17 protein-coding genes are annotated in these 20,256 nt (G+C 59.7%); 2 read left to right on the top strand and 15 right to left on the bottom strand.

Annotated features, from left to right (window positions below; translation table 11 throughout):
* Nucleotides 1-151 precede the first annotated feature (151 nt).
* Both ACOY6C_RS12515 and rsxC read left to right on the top strand, forming a co-directional pair.
* Nucleotides 152-1,459, top strand: coding sequence for a citrate transporter (locus ACOY6C_RS12515; RefSeq protein WP_420905806.1), 1,308 nt, complete (start codon nt 152-154; stop codon nt 1,457-1,459).
* Nucleotides 1,460-1,761: 302 nt separating this feature from the next.
* Nucleotides 1,762-3,240, top strand: a complete 1,479-nt coding sequence (rsxC, locus tag ACOY6C_RS12510; RefSeq protein ID WP_420905805.1) for an electron transport complex subunit RsxC — start codon at nt 1,762-1,764, stop codon at nt 3,238-3,240.
* Between the two features lie 307 nt (nt 3,241-3,547).
* On the opposite strand, the gene ACOY6C_RS12505 is transcribed toward rsxC, so the two are convergent.
* The 15 genes from ACOY6C_RS12505 to ACOY6C_RS12435 all read right to left on the bottom strand — a co-directional run bounded on the left by ACOY6C_RS12505 (nt 3,548) and on the right by ACOY6C_RS12435 (nt 20,133).
* A complete protein-coding gene (locus tag ACOY6C_RS12505) occupies nt 3,548-5,521 on the bottom strand; it encodes a response regulator (RefSeq protein ID WP_420905804.1) in 1,974 nt (657 codons plus the stop codon).
* 5 nt (nt 5,522-5,526) lie between these two features.
* Nucleotides 5,527-6,795 (bottom strand): sensor domain-containing diguanylate cyclase, encoded by a 1,269-nt coding sequence (locus ACOY6C_RS12500; protein WP_420905803.1) that lies wholly within the window; start codon nt 6,793-6,795, stop codon nt 5,527-5,529.
* A 164-nt stretch (nt 6,796-6,959) separates the two neighbouring features.
* Nucleotides 6,960-7,418, bottom strand: a complete 459-nt coding sequence (locus ACOY6C_RS12495) for a response regulator (RefSeq protein WP_420905802.1) — start codon at nt 7,416-7,418, stop codon at nt 6,960-6,962.
* A gap of 372 nt (nt 7,419-7,790) precedes the next feature.
* Nucleotides 7,791-10,004 (bottom strand): sensor histidine kinase, encoded by a 2,214-nt coding sequence (locus tag ACOY6C_RS12490; protein ID WP_420905801.1) that lies wholly within the window; start codon nt 10,002-10,004, stop codon nt 7,791-7,793.
* A gap of 7 nt (nt 10,005-10,011) precedes the next feature.
* Nucleotides 10,012-10,815 carry a sensor histidine kinase gene (locus ACOY6C_RS12485; RefSeq protein WP_420905800.1) on the bottom strand — a complete coding sequence of 268 codons (804 nt, stop codon included), beginning with the start codon at nt 10,813-10,815 and terminating at the stop codon, nt 10,012-10,014.
* A gap of 153 nt (nt 10,816-10,968) precedes the next feature.
* Entirely contained in the window at nt 10,969-11,460 is a 492-nt protein-coding gene (locus ACOY6C_RS12480; RefSeq protein ID WP_420905799.1) for a pyrimidine dimer DNA glycosylase/endonuclease V, read from the bottom strand.
* A gap of 40 nt (nt 11,461-11,500) precedes the next feature.
* The gene (locus ACOY6C_RS12475) at nt 11,501-12,595 is read right to left on the bottom strand and encodes an NADH:flavin oxidoreductase/NADH oxidase (protein WP_420905798.1); all 1,095 of its coding nucleotides are present in this window, start codon (nt 12,593-12,595) and stop codon (nt 11,501-11,503) included.
* A 163-nt stretch (nt 12,596-12,758) separates the two neighbouring features.
* On the bottom strand, nt 12,759-13,823 hold the full coding sequence (locus ACOY6C_RS12470) for a methyltransferase domain-containing protein (RefSeq protein WP_420905797.1): 1,065 nt from the start codon (nt 13,821-13,823) through the stop codon (nt 12,759-12,761).
* Between the two features lie 235 nt (nt 13,824-14,058).
* Nucleotides 14,059-14,856: a multiheme c-type cytochrome gene (locus tag ACOY6C_RS12465; RefSeq protein ID WP_420905796.1), complete on the bottom strand. Its 798-nt coding sequence runs from the start codon at nt 14,854-14,856 to the stop codon at nt 14,059-14,061.
* Nucleotides 14,856-15,224 carry a J domain-containing protein gene (locus ACOY6C_RS12460; RefSeq protein WP_420905795.1) on the bottom strand — a complete coding sequence of 123 codons (369 nt, stop codon included), beginning with the start codon at nt 15,222-15,224 and terminating at the stop codon, nt 14,856-14,858. Before ACOY6C_RS12460 ends, ACOY6C_RS12465 begins: the two co-directional genes overlap by 1 nt.
* Complete coding sequence (locus ACOY6C_RS12455; protein ID WP_420905794.1) at nt 15,221-16,222, bottom strand: VTT domain-containing protein; 1,002 nt, start codon at nt 16,220-16,222, stop codon at nt 15,221-15,223. The genes ACOY6C_RS12460 and ACOY6C_RS12455 overlap by 4 nt, the downstream gene beginning before the upstream one ends.
* Before the next feature lie 22 nt (nt 16,223-16,244).
* Nucleotides 16,245-16,748 carry a DsrE family protein gene (locus tag ACOY6C_RS12450; RefSeq protein WP_420906118.1) on the bottom strand — a complete coding sequence of 168 codons (504 nt, stop codon included), beginning with the start codon at nt 16,746-16,748 and terminating at the stop codon, nt 16,245-16,247.
* 30 nt (nt 16,749-16,778) lie between these two features.
* Nucleotides 16,779-18,098, bottom strand: coding sequence for a multiheme c-type cytochrome (locus ACOY6C_RS12445; RefSeq protein WP_420905793.1), 1,320 nt, complete (start codon nt 18,096-18,098; stop codon nt 16,779-16,781).
* Nucleotides 18,071-19,297, bottom strand: coding sequence for a 4Fe-4S binding protein (locus ACOY6C_RS12440; protein WP_420905792.1), 1,227 nt, complete (start codon nt 19,295-19,297; stop codon nt 18,071-18,073). The genes ACOY6C_RS12445 and ACOY6C_RS12440 overlap by 28 nt, the downstream gene beginning before the upstream one ends.
* A gap of 14 nt (nt 19,298-19,311) precedes the next feature.
* A complete protein-coding gene (locus tag ACOY6C_RS12435) occupies nt 19,312-20,133 on the bottom strand; it encodes a sterol desaturase family protein (RefSeq protein ID WP_420905791.1) in 822 nt (273 codons plus the stop codon).
* Between the last annotated feature and the right edge of the window lie 123 nt (nt 20,134-20,256).

The following is a 20,256-nucleotide window of genomic DNA, read 5'->3' as shown; positions in this document are numbered from 1 at the left end:
CTGGTCTTGGCCAATCCTGACAAGGAAAGTGGTGGCTTTATATGCTCTGGATGAGGATAAAATGGTGAAACGTCAGCTTTTTCAATAAGCAGTTGTTCAGGGGGGCACATTGAAAAGACATATTTTTCCTTTCGTCCTTTATGTCGGAGTCATGCTGACTTTGGTTCCGACCGACCTCTGGGCTTACACTCGGTCAGATGGACACTCCGTAGCCGGTATTCCGATCGACTTCCTCCTTTTTGCGATGACCTTGATTGGGGTTGCCCTTTTTCACAACCGGGTTCTGCATGTCGCCCTCAGCGGTTTGACCGTCATTCTGCTCTATAATTTTCTGGTCACAGGCTTCAAGCACGGCAGTGGGATGGGAGGGTTGGTTGCCCATTTTGGCCATGAGTGGGTCATTCTGACCAATTTGTTTTGCCTGCTGGTTGGGTTTGCACTGTTGGCGGACCAGTTCGAACGCAGCCATGTGCCACAATTGATACCAAAGGTACTGTCCAGAGGTTGGGTTGGCAATTTCGTATTGCTGATTCTGGTCTTCATTCTTTCCGGTTTTCTCGACAACATCGCCGCAGCGATCATCGGCGGAACCGTCGCAATGTCAATTTTCAACAAGCGGGTCCATATTGGCTATGTCGCGGCCATTGTGGCGGCATCGAACGCTGGAGGTTCCGGGAGTGTCGTGGGCGACACCACCACCACCATGATGTGGATCGCGGGCGTGAATCCACTGGATGTGCTGCATGCCTATATCGCGGCGGTGGTCGCATTGGTGGTCTTCGGGATTCCTGCCTCTGTTCAGCAGGCCAAACACGCCGAGATCGTCTCCGCAGATTCCGCGACGTTACATGTGGATAAAGCGCGTTTGGCCATCGTCTTTATCATCCTGGTTTCCGCCATTGTCACCAATGTCACGGTGAACCTGCGTTTCAACCACCTGGCCGATCATTTTCCGTTCATCGGTGTGGCCGTATGGGTGGCGCTGATTGCGACGTCCTTCTGGCGCGCACCCGATTGGAAACTCATTCCTGGAACCGCCGCCGGATCGCTTTTCCTGTTGGCGCTGGTCACCTGCGCATCGCTGATGCCGGTCGAAAAACTTCCGCTTGCCTCCTGGGAAAGCGCGTTGGTGCTGGGGTTTGTTTCCGCGATCTTCGATAATATTCCGTTAACGGCGCTTGCGATCAAACAGGGTGGTTACGACTGGGGCATGCTCGCCTATACGGTTGGATTTGGCGGTTCGATGATCTGGTTTGGCTCCTCGGCTGGTGTCGCGATCTCCAATATCGTTCACGAAGCCAAATCAGTCGGAGCCTGGTTGAAGAATGGTTGGCATGTGGTGCTGGGGTATGTGGTCGGCTTTGCAGTGCTTCTGGCTGTTTATGGCTGGCAACCCACTCCGATCGGCAACTCGGCATCAACCGCCGCCCCCACGGCATCTCACTCTGGAACCCGGTAACTCAAGCCCGATGCTCTCTTTGTTTGCATGGGGTGAACCGTATACCATGGAACTCCCGAAGGGAGGTCCATGCTACGGGGGTGAGGGGGGGGATCCTCCCGTCATGATGCACGTTACGCGGGGAAGACGCTGTATGCGTATTCCTGTCGTCGTTCCAGGAGGTTGTTGGACTTGCTGCGTTTGAGCCTGCCCCTTTTGCCGTTGCGGTGTTTTTGTTGGTGCCTTTGTGAAGATCAGAGCCCAGTGCCATTTGTGACGAATTGCGATGAACAGAGAATGCTCAGGGAGGTTTATAAAGAAAAATGAAACATGATTTTGCAACAGCCATAAAAAGATTCTACGGAGGCGTGCATCCCGATGATCGCAAGAAACTGTCTCTTCAAAATGCCATCGAATCGATCTCAATGCCGGAGAGACTCTTCATCCCTCTGCACCAGCATATCGGGGCACCCAGTGAACCCTGTGTAAAAACGGGCGATAAAGTGTTTAAGGGAGAACTGATTGGTTCTTCGCAAGGTTTTGTCTCCTCGTGTGTGCATGCCCCCACGTCGGGTATCGTTTTAGGAATTGAAGACCATGTGGCCGGGCACCCTTCCGGTCTGGGCCAACAGTGCATAGTACTGGAACCCGATGGAAACGATCAATGGCACCCGGAACTGACAGGACTGGAGGATCCATTGAACGCATCACCCGCCCAGATCATCGACAAGATTCGTCAAGCCGGTGTGGTGGGACTTGGTGGCGCATCGTTTCCTAGTTTTATTAAAATGTCGCCTCAGCAGCACCAGTCGATTGACATGCTCATCATTAATGGTGTGGAGTGTGAGCCTTACCTGACCTGTGATGCCAGGGTGATGGAGGAAAGGTCAGAAGAAATTGTCGAAAGCATCCGGATCATGTTGCATGCTCTAGGTATACAGAACTGCGTGATTGGTATTGAAAGCAACAAGCCTGGAGCCATTCAGGCGATAAGTAAAGCTGTAGAAAAAACGCCAAAAATCAGCATTTCTGTTCTGCCGGTTGTTTATCCGCAAGGTGCGGAAAAAATGCTTATTGAGGCGGTGACGGGTCGTCAGATTCCTGCCGGGAAACTGCCAATTGATTTTGGCGTCATTGTTCACAATGTTGCCACGGCGCTTGCTATCCGTAATGCGGTTCTGTTTGGGCATCCACTGATTAATCGTATCGTGACAGTTACCGGCCTTGGTATCAATCGACCTGCCAATCTGGAAGTTCCCATCGGCACGCCTGTACAGGCGCTAATCGATCATTGTGGCGGTTTGAAGCGTGATGTCAAAAGGGTCGTGCTGGGTGGTCCGATGATGGGAGTCGCCATTCATGATTTTGGCGTCCCGGTAGTCAAAGGAACATCGGGTGTTCTTGCCATGTTAGAGCAAGAGATGCATATTGAGCCTGAACAACCGTGCATCCGATGCGGTTATTGTGTACAGGCTTGTCCAATGCATCTGGTTCCGTGCGAAATGGCGTTACGAGCCAGACACGATCTGATCGATCAACTTCAGGATGTTAACCTTCTGGATTGCATAGAATGCGGCAGTTGTGCCTATGTCTGTCCGGCAAACATACCTCTTGTTCATTATTTTCGCTACGGCAAAATGGCCATGGCAAACAGCAAGAGGGTGAATGAGAAAAAGGAGTTGACCAGTCAGCGTTCCCAAGCCAAACAGAATCGTATGGAATTTGAACGGGCTGAAAAGGAACGTAAGAAACAGGAAATGCGTTTGGCGCTTGCCGCGAAAAAAACCGAACCTGTGACGTGACGTGCTGATTCAATTTGGGCTACCGTATTTTGCAGATGAATGGCCAGGATGACTCAGGTATGCCGAATTTCGGAACCCATCCATGATCTTTCCGCAAAAAGCCCCTTTGCCAGGTGTGCGTGAAAGAGATGGTTGAGCAAAACCAACAGGTTGCGAAGTCCGTTTTTTGTCAAAAAGGGCTTTTTGCGGGGGGCTCAGTCATGCTCCCGGATCCGACGGTTGCGGGATAAGCCCGGAACCGCCGGATCCGGCGGGGTTCGTGACTTCTCGACCGGTGAAGGCGGCGGCGGGGGAGCAAGGGGCTTCGTCAACCCGACGGTCCGTTTTCACGGGGGGAGCGGTCGGATAGCCAGCGGGAGAGGAGTTCGATCAGATCGTCGTTGCGAATCGGTTTGCACAACACATCGTCCATGCCGGCATCGAGACACGCCTGTCGATCCTCGGGCATCGCGAACGCGGTCATCGCCATCACCGGAAGGGGTGGACGTCCGTTCTCCCGCTCCTGCTGTCGCAGGATTCGCACGGCGCTCAGGCCATCCATTTCGGGCATCTGAACATCCGACAGCACCAGCGCGTAGGCCTTGGCGGCGATCATCTCCAGCGCCTCGCGTCCATTGCTGGCCAGATCGGGTCGCACGCCCAATTTCTTGAGCATTTTCAAGATGACCAGTTGATTGAGCAGATCGTCTTCCACCACCAGGACCGGCAGTCCCTTGAGCCGTTTGATGAGCCTTGAGGAGACCGTATCCGTCGCGCCGGGCAGCACCCCCAACCGGGACTCTTCGCGGAGTTGCTGCATGCCGTGGCGGAACGGAACGCCTTCGGTCGCGGGAATGGGAATGGTGAAATAAAAGACGCTCCCTTCGCCAGGTGAACTCTCGGCCCAGATGTTGCCGCGCATGATCTCCACCAGCCGTTTGCTGATGGCGAGTCCCAGACCCGTGCCACCGAATTTGCGGTAAATGGAGTCGTCCGCCTGGACGAAGAGTCCGAAAATCTCTCCAAGTTTTTCGGCGGGGATGCCGATTCCCGTATCGGCGACCGAAAACATCAACCAGGATCCCTGTTGATTGAAATCGTGCTCCACGGAGACCCGAATCCAACCGCGTTCCGTGAACTTGATGGCATTGCCCACCAGATTGATCAGTACCTGACGAATGCGCCGATAGTCCCCCTTCACCGCGTTTTGCACGGCTGTCCCAACCTCGCAGATCAGGCGCAACCCCTTTTGCCGTTCAGCCGGGATCCGCATGATGTTGCATACGCCGTCCAGAAGCGCGCGCGGGGAGAACTCCTCCTCCTCCACGCGCATTTCGCCGGATTCGATCTTGGCCAGATCAAGGATGTCGTTGATCAGGGTGAGGAGCGCATGGCCCGAATCCTTGATGATCGTCATCGCCTGGGACTGCTCCTCGGGCAGTTGCTCCATGCTCATCAGATCCGCCATGCCGATGATGGCATTCATGGGCGTGCGAATTTCGTGACTCATCGTGGCCAGAAATCGGCTTTTGGCCAGATTGGCCTTTTCTGCGGTCAGCTTGGCGCGACGCAACTCATCTTCCGCCAGTTTGCGTTCGGTGATGTCGCGCATCGAGGCCAGCCAACACGGATCCCCTTCCCAGAGAATCCGGCTCACCCGCATCTCCACCACCCGCCGTTCCGTTCGGCCCACCGGCACCACATCCAGTTCCGTGGTTTGATTGTCGCCCACGATGGGAAACCCGAACTCGTCGCCGACGCACAAGGTCGGACCGCCGAAGATCTGTTCCATGGCCCGGTTGAGAAAACGGATCATCCCATCCTGGTCCACGATCAGAATGCCGTCCGCGACATTTTCCACCAGATGTCGGAAACTCGAGTGGCTCTCCACCAGACGGATCTGGGTACGGTGGCGCGCGATGGCATACCGGACCGAACGGGAGAGGAAATCGCCGGGGGCGATTTGCAGCGCTGTTTTGACCAGGAAATCCTGGGCGCCGCGTCGGACGCCCTCCAGGGCGAACTCCTTGTCATCCAGGTTGGTCAGGATCACCACCGGCAGGCGGGGTTGTGCGATGCGGATCGCGTGCAGGGTATCCAGCCCCTGACTGTCCGGAAGATTCAGATCCAGCAGCACCAGATCGAAATCGTGTTGATCCAGGGCCAGCAGGCCATCGCGCAGGGTATCGGCCAGCGTGACCCGATAGGGGAAGGGATCGCTCTCCTCGAGAAGTTCCCGGATCAGCAGGGCCTCGGCGGGGTGATCCTCAATCAACAGGATGGCAATCGAAGAGTGTGACATGGCGCTCATCTCGTCTGGTTTTGTCTTTTGGCGGTTTTGACCTGGTACATGGCGGCATCGGCCTCGAGGATCAGTTGTTCCAGGTTGCATCCGGCCTGACAATTCACCTCGACATGGCCGATGCTGAACGAGAGTTTGAACGGGCGACCGGGCTGGGCATTCAGGCGGGCCAGTTCGGTTTCCAGACGGGTGCGGATGGAGTCCGCTGGAGCGTGATCGTTCTTCATGCGGAGCGAGAGGGCCAGAAATTCGTCGCCACCCAGACGGGCCAGGATATCGGACTTCCGGAACGCCCGGCGCATGATTCCCGCGGTTTCCACCAGCGCCTGATCTCCGAACTTGTGGCCCAGACGGTCATTGATCCCTTTCATGCCGTCCAGATCGATGAAGAACATCAGAAAATGGGTATGGGTTCGTTCGGAAACGGACAACTCCTGGGAGGAGAGCAGAAAGAATCCCCGCCTGTTGTTGAGTCCGGTCAGTTCGTCTTCCATGGAGAGTTGACGCAACTGATCCCGCAACTGGACATTTTCGGTCACGTCCCGCAAGGAGACCAGCAGGGAATCCTGTTCCTGCCAGCGGGAGATGACCGTGCGCATTTCGACGATTCCGACCTGCCCGTCGGCACGCACCACATCCAGCTCGGTCACGTTGTCGGAGCCGACGGGAAAACCGAACGGCAGGCCGATCATGGCGTTTGCCTCCCGGTCCAACATGTGCGTGGCTGTCTGATTGACAAAGACCACCCGTCCCTCTTCGTCCAGGATCAGGATGCCATCCACGCTTTTATCGACGATGGACTGGAAGCCATCCTTGCTGGCGCGCAGCGCCGCCTGAAGATTGAGTTGGGCGGAGATGTCCTGTGCGGAGCAGACGTATCCCGCCAGGGAGCCATTCTGGGTTCGCAGCGCGGAGACGGAAAGAATCACCGGGATCTTGCGGCCCTTTCCGGAGAGCAGCCATCCCTCCTGATTACGGATTGCGCCTTGATGGGTGATCGTCAGCATGCACGCCTCGACCCACAGTTTGCCTTCCGCCAGAAGGTGCCACACCTCCGTGCCGAGCAGTTCTTCCGGGGGTCGTTCCAGAAGCGTGCAGGCGGCCTGATTGGCTTTGCTGACCCTTCCTTCGGGGGTGCTCACGATGACCGGGTTGACCATCACGTCCAGGATCTCTTGCAGCTGATCCCGCGTGGCGATGGCATGTGCCATGGTGGTTACAAGGTTGGTCAATTGACCCGCGTCGATAGACGCCAACTCGTCCTGATGGTTCATGTTTTCAGTGGATCGTTTCGGGTGTTCGACAGCTTGCCGATGCGTCTCCGGATGGGTGATGCTGTACTTTGAGAAGGGTCGGAGTGGCTGGCATTTTTTCGTCGTCCGTATCGTTCCGCATCGGAAGTCGTTTTTTTCGTGCAGGAACGGTGGGGATCGCCATTTCAGAGGGCGTCGCCGTTTTTGGGGGGGAGCTTCACCACCGAGAACCAGAAGTTCTCCACGGATTTGACAACCGCGAAGAATTGATTCAGATCCACGGGTTTGGTGATGTAGCAGTTGGCGTGGAGCTGATAGGTGCGCAGGATGTCCTCGTCGGCGCGGGAGGTGGTGAGCACCACCACGGGGATGGCTTTCAGTTCTGGATCCCCCTTGATCTCTTCGAGCACCTCCCGGCCATCCCGGCGCGGGAGATTCAGATCGAGCAGCACCACATCAGGCCGGACGGCATGGGCGAACCGACCTTTCCGGCGCAGAAAGTCCAGGGCCTCCTCGCCATCCTCGACAACGTAGAGGCGATTGAGCAGCTTGGAGTCGGCCAGCGCCTCGCGGGTGAGTTCCACATCGCCTGGGCTGTCTTCGACCAGCAGGATTTCAACGGGTTTGGCATGTTCCGGGTCCATCAGGGCATCTCCCTTGTCTGACAAGGCATTTTCGATCTGGATCCGGCGGTTGCGGGGGCTTGCATGGGCGAACAAGGAGGTTTCCAGGGTGCATGGCAAAAAACCGAAGTCGCCTTGCCGGCCATGAGGCTTTGTCCCGTTTTTCCGGATGGATCAAGAGGTTGCTACAGGTTTTCGTCCGCAGCTGTCGGACCGGGGTCGTTGTCTCGTCCACGGGCGAAAGCAGCGGGTCACGGCTGGATTGGATCGGGTGTTTTTTACCGTGGCACTCCCGCCGGGGAGGTCTTCGGTCGGGGGGTGAAGGGAACTCCACCCCAGCATGTCCCGTTTATTCCTAACACATCATGCGCCATCTGTCCACGGGTTTGAGGATCAGGTTCCGGAACTTGGGATGGTGAAACAGAACGTGCTGCCTCGACCCGGTGTGGACTCCACCCGGATCTGTCCGCCATGCAGCTCCACGATCCGTCTGCACAGGGCCAATCCGATGCCGGTTCCCTCATAACGTGCCCTGGAGTGCAACTTCTGGAAGATCAGGAAGATCCGCTCTTGATGCCTGGGTTCGATGCCGATGCCGTTATCCGCGATCGAAATTTCCCAGAGCCCCGTTTTCCGGGTGGCGCCCAGATGGATGCGGGGGGGATCCTCGCCGCGAAATTTCAAGGCATTGCCGAGCATATTCTGCAACAACTGTCCCATCAGTATCGGATCGGCCCGCAATTTCGGGAGCGGATCGTGGCTGACGACCGCTGCGGTATCGTGGATGAGCGTTTCCAGATTTTGCAAGGTTTGCGCCAGCACCTCGTTCAGATCAATTTCGACCAGTTCGCGGGGGGTGTTGGTCACCCGCGCGTAACCGAGCAGATTCTGGATCAGACTCTGCATGTGGTTCACGCCGTCGATGGCGCTGGCAATGTATTTGTCCGCCTGGTCATCCAACCGGCCACGGTAACGTTTTTCCAGCAGCTGCACAAAACCGGCGATCAACCGCAACGGTTCCTGAAGGTCATGGCTGGCCACATAGGCAAACTGCTGCAGATCCAGGTTGGAGCGGTTCAGCTCGCGGGTACGTTCCTCGACCCTCTGTTCCAGTTCCAGGTTCAGGGCCTGTTGTCGTTGTTCCAGGCGGATGCGTTCGGTCACATCCCGAAAGATGCCCAGAATCACCTGTTGATCGCCCAGATCCGTCACCGCGGCGCGAATCTCCACCGGCACCTCGGAGCCGTCCTGGCGAACCACGAGGATACCGGTCACCAGTCCGCTCCCTTTTTGGATCTGTGACTGGAACAGTTTGGCGTAATGTTCCCGTTCCCGTTCGGGGTGGAGTTCGGTCTGATGCGTGCCGATCAGATCCGTGACCGGGCGGCCCACCAACTCTCCGGCCATCGGATTGGCGTCGAGGATGATCCCGGTTTTGGCATCGGCGATAAAAATGGCATCGTTGGCCGACTCGATGAGCAGACGGTAACGGCGCTCGGAGAGGATCAGGGCATCCATGGCCGCTCGTGCCGCGGTGACATCCCTGGCCAGCAGCAGAAAGCCGTTCAACTCGCCGTCATGATTGATGATTTTCGACAAGACGGCTTCCAGTCGGCAATCATGCCCCTCGACCTGCAAGCAGATCTCGAGGGGATAGTCCTGGTTTTCCGTCCCTTCGACAAGGGTCTGGATCAGATCGTCGCCGCGCAAGGCCGGATGCAGGGATCCCAACGTTTCCCCCAGGGTGCGGGTGGCGTCGTGACCGAACAGATGTTCCGCCTCGGGATTGAAATAGAGGATGCGTTGTTTCAAGTCCGTGGCCACGACGGCCAGATCCGCGGCGCGCAGAATGCTGTCGAGCTGTGCCGAGGTCTCCTGCATGGCGACCTGGACACGCAGCAGTGCCTGGCGACTTTCACGCAGGGCTGAGGTTTCGGTGAGTTGCCGCACCATCGGTTGGCCGATCCGGTAGAACAGCACCGTTCCGGCGACGAACACCAGAAAGCCGATGACGCCAACCAGGAATCCCGCCCGGATGAACGGGCGGCGCAGTTCGTCAAGATCGATCTTGGCCACGACGCCCATGTTCAGAATGGCCACCGGCTCGTGCGCCGCCAATACCGGTGCGCCCCGGTAGTCGAGTCCGACCATGACACCGGACTCTCCCTGCAACGCCCGACGCATCGGTTCGGCGAGTCGGGAGTTTCTGGGGACCGGCAAGGGTTCATCCTGGTTGGAATGCCGATGACGCAGCACGAAAACGATGTTGTCTCCCTCCTGCCGCCCCATGGTGAATTCGCCGGTCTCCCCGAACCCCTTGAAGTGACGATGGGCTTCGCGCACCTGCTCCATGACCAGCGTTTCGAGCATGGCCGATGTCAACGGGATGTCATGGTCGGCGATATGGGTCTGCTCGTTGCGGGCGATCGCCTCGATCAGACGCGCATAGCTCTCCACGGCCTGTTTCAGACGCTGACCATTTTCGGTGAAGGCGGTGTCGTAGAGGATGACGATGGCGATTCCGCTCATGATCAGCCCCACCGCGGCCATCAGCCCCATCAGCAGCAGCATGCGCGCGGTTTCGGGAATTTTGATCGGAGCGATCATGATGGGGTTATCTGGCGTCCTTATCCGGCAAGGAAAAACAGAGCGTGGCTCCGGGTGATTGTCCGGATTCCACCCAAATGCGACCGCCATGCCGTTCCAGGATCCGTTTGCCGAGGGTCAGACCGATTCCGACGCCGGGATGGCGACCGTGGGGGTGGAGTTTCTGGAAGACCACGAACACCCGTTCGGCGAAGCGATCGGGAATGCCGAGGCCGTTGTCCCGCACAGAGACGAGCCAGTCTTTTTCCCGGCGCTCGGCGCGGATCCGGATCTCCGGGGTGGTCTCGCCCCGGAAGCGGAGGGCGTTGCCGATCAGATTCCGGAACAGTTGGACCATCTGGATCGGGTCCGCCTGGACGGTGGGCAAGGGTTCGCGGAGGATGCGGGCGTCGGTTTCGCGCAGTTCGGCGCGCAACTGGAGGAGCGATTGATCCAGGGCATCATCCAGGCTGGTGGTCACGAACGAGCCCCCGCGGGAATCGACTCGGGAGAGTTCCGTGAGGCCCTGGAGCATGGCCTGCATCCGACCGACCTCGGCGGTGATGGTGTTGATGTAGCTGTCGGCCTTGCTGTCCAGGGTGCCGCGATAGCGGTTCTGCAACAGTTGGGCGAAACCGGCCACCAGACGCAACGGCTCCTGGAGATCATGGGAGGCGGCGTGGACGAACTGCCGCAGGTCTTGGCGGATGTGCTCCAGTTCCTGGTCGCGCGGGTCGAGCCGCGGGCCTGGATCGCCCGGTTCATGCACCGCGCGGGGCGACGGTTCGAGAAGATTCCCATCCGCCCCGGTGATCGGCTTCGGCTCAGGCATGTTTTCCATCGCGTCCCCCGCAAGAAAGACCATTCATTCCCATGGGGTCATTCTGTTCCCTTTGGGCGGGCTAGGCAAGGCTCAAGTCACGGGGGAGGGGATATCCTTCGCGGGATCAGCGTGGAGGAGTCGTGGGCGGCCTCTCGCCGACCTTCAAGGGAGGGTGCTCCCCACGGACCGCTCCCAGACCGCGACGTCACCCGCCACCAGCGTGAACAGGGGGTGGGGTTCGGGTCTGGGAAGCGTCAGCAGCGTGGCATGATGGGCGGGACTGCGCAGGGCGGTCTTGCCGAGCAGGTGGCGCCACTCATGGAGCAGTTGCCCGGTGGTCGCCTCGATGCGGCCACTCCAGGGCGTCGCCGCGATGCGATCGGCATCGAATCGGTAGCCCCGCCGGGTCGCCTCCCGATGCACCTCCCACAAATAGGCGGATACCGCTCCAACCGGCTCATCCTGTTCCCGAAAACGCCACAGTTGCGGATGGCGGGTATAGCCTCGCGTCAGCCCCTGAAGAACCTTTTGGGCCAGCAGGGTCTCTCGCCACAGGGCCACCACGCCTTGCGGGTCGAGATGGCGGGGGTGCAGGGTCCAGATGCGCATGGATCGACTCGGAAGCGGATCATCGGGCAGAACCCGGGATGCCATGCGTGGCATCCCGGGTCATGGGTGGATCGATGGCGTCGCGTTACATCCGATACTGCTGCAACCAGTGGGCGTAGGGGGCAGGCAGCACCCAGGCCGGACGCTCCACATTCAAGGCCTGGGCCAGCCGGTACGGGTAGTGGGGATCGGCCAGGATGGCGCGACCGATCATCACCAGATCCATCGCCTCCTCCGCGATCACCCGTTCGGCCACCTCGGGGGCATGGATGCCCCAGGATGAGGCCACCGGGATCCCGGTGGCCTGACGCACCTTTTTGGCATACGGAGCCAGAAATGCCGGTCCCCAGGGGATGTTGGCCGTCAGGGTGGAAAAACCGACGCTGATGTTGAGCAGATCCAGTCCGCGTTCCCGGAAGGCCTGGGTCAGGGCGATGGACTCGGCCAGCCCCTCTTCGTCGCGGCCATCGAATTCGATCACTCCGAAACGGGCGGTCAAGGGCAGGTTTTCCGGCCATGCCGCGCGTACCGCCTCCAGGGTTTCGAGCAGAAAGCGGCTGCGTCCCGCGAAATCCCCACCATAGCCATCGGTGCGCTGGTTGGCATGCACCGAAAAGAAGCTCTGCCCCAGATAGCCGTGGGCGAAATGCAACTCCAGCCACTCAAAACCAGCGGCTCGGGCCCGCTGGGCCGCGGCCACGAAATCGGCGCGCACCCGGTCGATATCTTCCAGGGTCATGGCGCGCGGCATGCGCGACAGATGGGCGCCAAAGGGGATCGCCGAGGGGGAGATCGTCTGCCAGCCGCGCGGATCCCCTTCGGGAATGTGGTCATCCCCCTCCCACGGACGGTTGGCGCTGGCCTTGCGTCCGGCATGACCGATCTGGATGCCGGGCACCGCGCCACCCGCCTGGATGGCGCGGGCGATCCGGGCGAGTCCTTCGATCTGCCGGTCATCCCACAACCCCAGACAGGCGGGGCTGATGCGCCCTTCCGGCGCGACCGCCGTGGCTTCGACGATCACCAGACCGGCTCCGCCCCGCGCCATGCCGGCATAATGGGCCCAATGCCAGTCGTTGCTCAGGCCGTCGATGGCACTGTACTGGCACATGGGCGGAACCGCGATGCGGTTGCGCAACGTCACATCCTTGAGACGAAACGGGGAGAAGAGTTGGGACATGGGGGTTTCCTTTTCCATGAAAGATGTCGCGCCAGGCGGAGTTCTGATTGAATTGGCTTGGTCAGGATAGCTGGCCAGACAGCCTTGATCAAGTGCCGTTTGGAACGGATTCTCCAGTTCAACCGGTCCGAAGGCCGGCGCGGATTCCGACGACCGCCTGGTCTCAGCAGCAGTCGCCATTGGCCTTTCCGCGGGAGTGGTTTTTGGAGACCGTCGGCACACAGTCGAAAGGACCGTAATGAACCGAACGGTCTCCCTGCACGCTGAAATGGTCCCGGTAGCGGGTTCGGCTCAACATGGCGGCGGTGTTGCCGCAGATCAGCGCCGGTTTTCCGGTGAGAAAACGGTGCCGGTCATCCAGATCGAAGTGGTGCGGCCAGTCCGGGATGGTGCCTTGATAAACCGCCTTCTGGCCGTAATTCTCCCGGCCATCCTCCAGGTCGGCGAGCTTGAAGGCCCGCACGGTTTCGGAGTGAAAATCCACCATGCCGATGCGTTGGGCTACCTCCGGGTTGTCCAGGGTGATGGGGTGGGATTCGGTGATTCGATGGTCCAGACAGCCGCAATCCCGCAACAGACGGCGAAAATCCTCGCGATACAACGCCCCGGCGAGACACTCGCCATGCAACACCGGATCGGATTTCAAGCTTTCCGGCACCCTTCGTCCGGCGAACACATCCGAGAAAAACAGCTCCCCACCTGGTTTCAAAACGCGGAAAATCTCCCCGAAAACCGCCCGCTTGTCTGGGGAGAGATTCAGCACGCAGTTGGAGATCACCACGTCCACGCTCTCCTCTTCGATCCCCAGGACGCGCAGATCTTCCAGATAGCCCTGCAAGAAGGTGACATTCGGCGTCTCGTAACCGAAACGGGCCATCTGGCTCTCCAGATGGTCCCGCGCCACGGCCAGTTGACTGTCGGTCATATCGACACCGATCACCCGGCCTTGCGGACCCACCAGTTGCGACGCCAGATAGACATCCCGTCCGGAACCGCACCCCAGATCCAGCACCGTGCAGCCGTCGAGCAGCGGCGGCAGGGGGGAGCCACATCCGTAAAACCGGTTCAGAATCCCGGCATCGATGCGCGCCAAGGCTGCCTTGATCGTGGGTGTCAAGCCTGTGTTTGCCGTGCAACAGGCGCTGGTCTTGAGATCCTGACTGCCTTGCAGCACCGTGCCGTAGTAGTGTTTGACCCCTTCGCGATCCAGTCGTGATGCATTATCCATATCGATGCCCGCCATCCATTGAAGAAGTGTGAGAAGCCTGATCCCGAGGTGTACCTTACTGAAACTTTCATCCATTGGCCAGAGCGTGTTGACATATTGCGTCAGCGGCCTTGATACGGCGTTGCGACGCCCCTCCGCTGCTCACATACTACCGTGTATGCTGCGCTGCTCGTGTCGTCGCGCCTTGTCTGAAGGCTCGCTGCCTTCATTATGTCAACACGCCCCAGAGCGGAGGTCATGGGGTGTTCACCGATTGCGAACCCCGCGACAGGATCTCGCCGACCCGGCTCTTGATGCGCAACAGATCGCCATCGAGCGCCGGATGGCCGTGCCACCACTGATCGTCCGGCGAGGCATGGCCAACCCCCAGTCGGACGTTGGAGAGATGCACGCCCTTCATCCGTGCCAGAATCTTTTCCGCCTCGGCATCCTCGTGCCGGGTGAGCAGCGCCTCGGCCTCGCGCACTTTCATGCGACCGATCTCGACCATCCGATCCCCCGTCGAAAACCAGGTCTCGACAAAACGAGGCGAGTGGCAGTCCCGACAGGGGGCGGCACGCGCCTCGATGCGTGCGGCCAGATCTGGTCCGGACGTGAGACCGGCGGGGTCCAAGGGCAGGATCCCGCTCCCGGCATCGTGTTCCTTGTCGTGCAGATGGCAATAGGCACAGGATGGGGATCGCTGGTTGCCCTCCTTCAACGGCAACGAGAAATCCAACCGTTCTCCCTCCAAAACGGCGATCACCCCGTGTTTGGACAAGGTGTAACTGCTCCTCTCCCGCTCATGACAGCCGCTCACGCAGGCCTCGACAGGCCGGGCGCGGCGCGCCATGGCACCATCGTGTTCTGCGCCGTGGCAGGATTCGCACTCCAGCCCGGCTTGCGCGTGGCGACTCTTCTCCCAGGCGGCTACCAACGCGCCATCCCGTTCCCGGTGGCATTCGAGACAGGTTCCGGCCATGAGTTGAGCCGGGCATGCCCAGAGCGTCATCAGCAGGAAGAACCATCCACGAAAAAGCGTTTTCCCGTTCATCACGTGCGCCTTCCGGACACTTCACGTTTGCGGTTCGCGCCCACGTCCCGCGCGTCCGACCAATAGGGCCTGCCCCCAAAATGCCGCTCCATCCATTCGGCAGGCGACAGATACTTTTCCACCTCTTCGACGCAAAACGAATAGCGGTAGCGGGCACAATAATCGCGGATCGTCTCCAGAGCATCCAGAATGCGTTGCGTCATGGCTGTGCTCTGTTCCAGATCCTCGGCATTCTTGTCCGGATGCCAGCGTTTGAGCAGGGCTTTGGCCCGAGCCTCGATTTCGGCTTGCGTCGCCTCCTCGCCCAGACCCAGAATCTCCCGTGCTTCGGTGATCCGTTGCATCAGGGAGGGAGATCCGGCGTTCATCCGTGCTCCACCGGATACCCTTCCTGACGCCACTGTTTGATTCCGCCCATGACCAGATGCAGCGGACCGATGCCATGCGCCTCCAGACGACGGACCGCCTCGGTGGAACGCCGGTCGGTGTGGCAGATGAGCGCCAGGGGACGTCCCAGACGACGCACCTCCTCCAGGCGGGCCTCCAGTTCCGGCAGCGGGATGTTGAGCGAGCCGGGCAGATGGCCGTTTTCGCCTGAAAAATCGGCGGCATCGCGCACATCCAGCACCACGAGATCTTCACCTTTCTCCAGCATCGTGCGCAATCCGGCAATCTCCAGCCGGTTGCTCGTCCCGCGTGCCTTGCGCACCCAACGCGGGATCATCATCACCACGGCCAGGAGCGCCAAGGCCCACAATCCGGTTTGCACCGCATCGGCACTGCCCGAGGCCGCCTCGCGACCGGCATATCCCAACCAGGCATAAGCCAGACCGCCGGGGGCCATGCAGATGAGCGAGGTGAGCAGATAGTGATCGAAACGGATGCGGGTCAATCCGAGGGCATAGTTGAGCAGGTTAAAGGGAAAAACCGGCACCAGCCGCACGAAAGCCACAAAGCGCCACCCCTCCTGTTCCACGCCGGCCAGCAACCGGGCTGCGATTCCGGCGGAACGTTTCGCCACCCAATCCCCGGCCAGATAACGGGCGATCAAAAAGGCCGCGCCCGCACCGAGGGTGGCGCCCGTCAGGCTCAGGGAACCGCCCAGCCAGGGGCCGAACAGGGCGCCCCCGGCCAGGGTCAGCACCGATCCAGGCAGAAAAATCACCGTGGCCAGGACATAGATCAAAACGAACAGCGCCATGCCGGCCACGCCCCAATCCCGCAACCAGGATTCCAGTTGCAGCGGATCGAGCAGCTCCCGATAACGCCAGGTCGCCACCAAAGCCACGATCATCACGGCTGCGACGATCACACGAATGACGGTCCGGTTGCCGGAGGACGAGGATGCGGGGATAGGTCTGTTCATGCAAACAACTCCTTCCGGCAGATCAATAGATCGGAATCGCGGCAAATCCTTGGGCATGATAGCCGGTCAGAGAGACGAAGGTGTTGCCGACCACCTTGATGCCCGGCAGGATGGTGGCATTGTCCACGCCGAACAGTTTGGTCGCCAGTCCGCACACCTCCATGCGCACGCCGGGCTTCTTTTGCAGATCGGCGATCAGATCGGCGATCTCCTCCAGAAAGGGATGCTGGTCCATGGGCAGGGCCTCCCGGTTGCGAGAAACCAGTTTCACCGCGCCGCCATGGAAGGCCAGCACCACTTCGGGCTTCACCTTCTGTCGCTCCAGATCGGCATGGGTCTGGGCGATCACCTTGAGATAGAGCGGCAGGGTCTGGGGATTGGACATGCCGATGTCGAATACCACCTTGCCCACCGTTACCCCTTTCAGGGCATCGGCATCATCGAGCGGCTTCTGGTGGGAATCGGCCATGGCACCACCCGGCATGCCAGCGATCCAGGCCAGACAGATCATCCAGATTGCAAACATCTTTTTCATGTTCTCATCCTCTCCATCCCGTTAATTGTGATCCCGATTGAACTCCGTATAATCGCCTTCCATCCACAACGGTTTCAGATCTTTTTTTTCACCGGTTTGTCCGCGCAGACGTTCCGCCTCGTTGCGGATCGCCTCCACCTGAACCTCCATGCGCTGGTGAAACCGTCCGGACATCTCCTTGGATCCGTGTGCCATCCCTTTGTAGGCCCCCAGGTTGGTAAAATACCACAAATCGAAATAGTCCCGCTCGATGGTGCCGACATTGTAAAACGCCGACGCCTGGCCTTCGTAGAAACCGATCCGCTCCCTGGGCCAGAGTCTGCTCAGCCAATCCATGGGATAAGGGGGGCGCTCCCTGGCGGTCGGCGTGAGTCGGCCCTCGCCGCGCAACCCTTTGAGCAGCCGTTCCACGCCGTGGAGTTTGTCCCAGGCCAGGGAGCGTTCGGCATCGAGTTCACCAAAAAAACGCCTGGCCACTTCCGGGGCATGACAATCGGTGCAGAGTTCCAGCCAGCGCTTGCGCTTGATCTGATTCTCGGCGCTCCTGGGGTTGATCTGGCGGATGCCGAATTTCCACACCGCCTTGTCGGCCACCTGATGGTTGCCATCCTTCATGTGACAATAGGCGCAGGTGGGGGCGGGATACCGTCCCTTGGCGAGCGGTTGGCGCCAATCCCACTGTTTTCCCTGTTGTTGATAAATCCGCCCATGCGCACTGTCGAAGAAGGATTCATCATCCGGATGAGGCGGCCCGCTGTGACAGGTGATGCAGGCTTCGGGACGGCGCGCCTCGGCGGCATCGAAGCGATGTCGGGTGTGGCAGGAGTCGCATTTGGTGGCCACGGAATGGCACTGGAGACACGAGGCGACCTCGGCCTTGGGTTTGTCGGCGAAGTGTTTGGAATCCACCGCGCGCTCCATGGCCAGGGCATGGCTGGGAAAGCCGTATTTTTTCTCCTCCTCCATCTGGGCCAGTCGTTGCGGATGGCAGGTGCCACAGGTTTGCGGCGTGGGAAAGCTCAACTTCTGGTGATCCTCCCCGTGACAGGCCGGACAGAGCACCGGTTCCTTTGACTGGGCATGACGGCTGTCGCGCCAATCCTTGACGATGCCGGGTGTGACCACGACATGACACTCCAGACACGCCTCGCCCTTGAAAATCCCCTCCACCCGATCACGCTCCGGTTGATGATAGGTTCCCGGATCCCAATATTCATGCATGGGATCCGGACGCCAATGTTCGGCGTGTTCGCCCGTGCCCGTGGCCGCCGGATCCATCCCGGACCAGGCGAACCATGGCCAGAACAGCATCGCTACCAGGAGATGTGTGGCAATCCGCATAGCGCCCCCATTCGGGCCGGAAGTTCGTTCAAGGTGCCCACCTGGTTGGCATGGTGGATCGCTTCGACCAGAACCCAGGCCAGAACCAGCACATAGCCGACGGAGCGCCAACGCACGGCGCTCCGTTTCCACTCCGTGCGTCTGAGCAGATGTTTGCGATCCTGATGCAGGCCCGGAAAGATCCGGTTGCGCACATCGTGGAAGGCCAGACTGCCGGTGGGACATTCGGTGATGCACCGACCGCAACCCATGCACTCGGTGGTATTCACCACCCCCTGGTTGGCCGCCCCCATGCGCCAGACCGGGATCGACATGTCGCAAACCTTTTCGCACTTGCCGCACTGGATGCACGGGTCGGCCCGATAATCGATGCGGAATTGGCCAACCTTGTTGAGCAGTCCGAAGGTGGCCCCGAACGGGCACAAAAAGCGGCAATAGCCGCGATTGCCGATCCAGGGCGAAAGCAGAAAGGTGATGAAGTAGGGCAGACCGACCATCAGGCCGAAGAAACCCAGATAGGCCGATGTGCTGTTGTTGGCCGGTTGCATCACCGCCCACATCGCGCCCAGATACAACGCGAACCAGAACCATTTCAGATGGCGCAGACGCCACGCCCAAGGCGAACGCGGCACATGATCGGCGTGCCGGAAGGGAAACCCCACCACCTCGCGGATGGCGACGCACGGGCAGTTGAAACCGCAGATGACGCGGCGTCCGAACAGGAATACGGCAAGAAGCACCAGAAAAAAGGTGATCGTTCCCGGCGTGTGCAGCGACGGGAAGGCCGGCAATCCGGCCAGATACCCCACATGCGGCTCGATGAAGGGCCAGACCCAGGGGATCAGCCACCAGAGCACCGTGACGTTGGCCACCAGGATGATCAGGCGGCGTCGGGTGTAGGGATTTTTTTCCGCCACGATGCGCCAGAGACCAAAGGCCAGAATGAGCGCCGATTCGGTATACCGGTTGAGCCAGAGCGGTGAGTCGAACTTGAAGAACCAGGTTTCATTGAGCCAGCCGAGAAAGGCCCAGCCAAAGGCCACCCAACTGAGCGCCTTGACCCACCAGGCATAGCGTCCGGCCTGGGAGCGCTGCTGGTTGGCCGGCATGCAGCGCAGGTGCTGGACCCGGTGGAGGGCGCGCATCCGTTCGGCTGGTCGGGGGGCGGGCGGACCCTGTTCGGCAAGGGCGTGATTCATCGCGATGCCTTTTTTCACCAACGTCGGTTGATGGTGTACTCCCCCAATTTGGAGCGCACGGGCATCAGCAACAGGGCGGTCAGAGGTTGACATTTCTCCGGTTCGCGTTGATGCTCCAGCCCGATCTCCATGGCTTCATGTCCTTCGGCGGGTTGTGGCCAATAGGTTCCCAGGATACGATCCCACCAGGACAGATTGAATCCGAAGTTCATGTTGGCTTCCGGGGAGAGGTGGGAGTGATGGGAACGATGCATGTCCGGGGTGACCAGGATCCAGCGTATCACCCGATCGATCTGCTCGGGAATGCGGATGTTGCCGTGGTTGAACATGGCCATACCGTTGAGCAGCACCTCGAAGATCAGCACCGCCACCGGAGAGGCGCCGATGGCATGCACCGCCGCCAGTTTGATCCCCATGGAGAGCAGGATCTCCATGGGATGGAAACGCAATCCGGTGGTCACGTCCACTTCCAGATCGGCATGATGCACCATGTGCAACCGCCACAGTACGGGCAGGGCGTGAAAGAGTACATGTTGAAGATAGATCACCAAATCCAGCAGCATCACCGCAAACAGGATCTCCACCCATTCCGGCCAGTCGAATTGGTTCAGCAGCCCCCAGCCGCGCGTCTGCCCCAGGGCGGCCACCCCCACGGCGGTCACCGGGAACAGCATGCGGACCAGCATGGTATTGATGACCACCAATCCCAAATTCGGAATCCAGCGCGCCTGACGGGTGAGCGTGCGTGGGCGACGGGGAAAGCGTGTTTCCCAGGCCGCGATCACCCCAAGCACGCCCACAAAAACACCCAGCCGTAACAGGGCTTCATGCGCCATTTTATGCTCCTCCCTCAACCCGCTGGCAATGTTCATTCATGAACCCGGCACCGGACGCCGGTTGTGGTTGGATTGTTGACCAATCGCCAGAACCCTCCGTGCTGCCCGGACCAGCCTGCGAGG

It is taken from the genome of Candidatus Magnetaquiglobus chichijimensis, from assembly GCF_045865675.1.
Classification (GTDB): domain Bacteria; phylum Pseudomonadota; class Magnetococcia; order Magnetococcales; family Magnetaquicoccaceae; genus Magnetaquiglobus; species Magnetaquiglobus chichijimensis.
The sequence above is the reverse complement of the archived record's forward strand: the minus strand, read 5'-3'. Positions and strand labels throughout refer to the sequence as shown.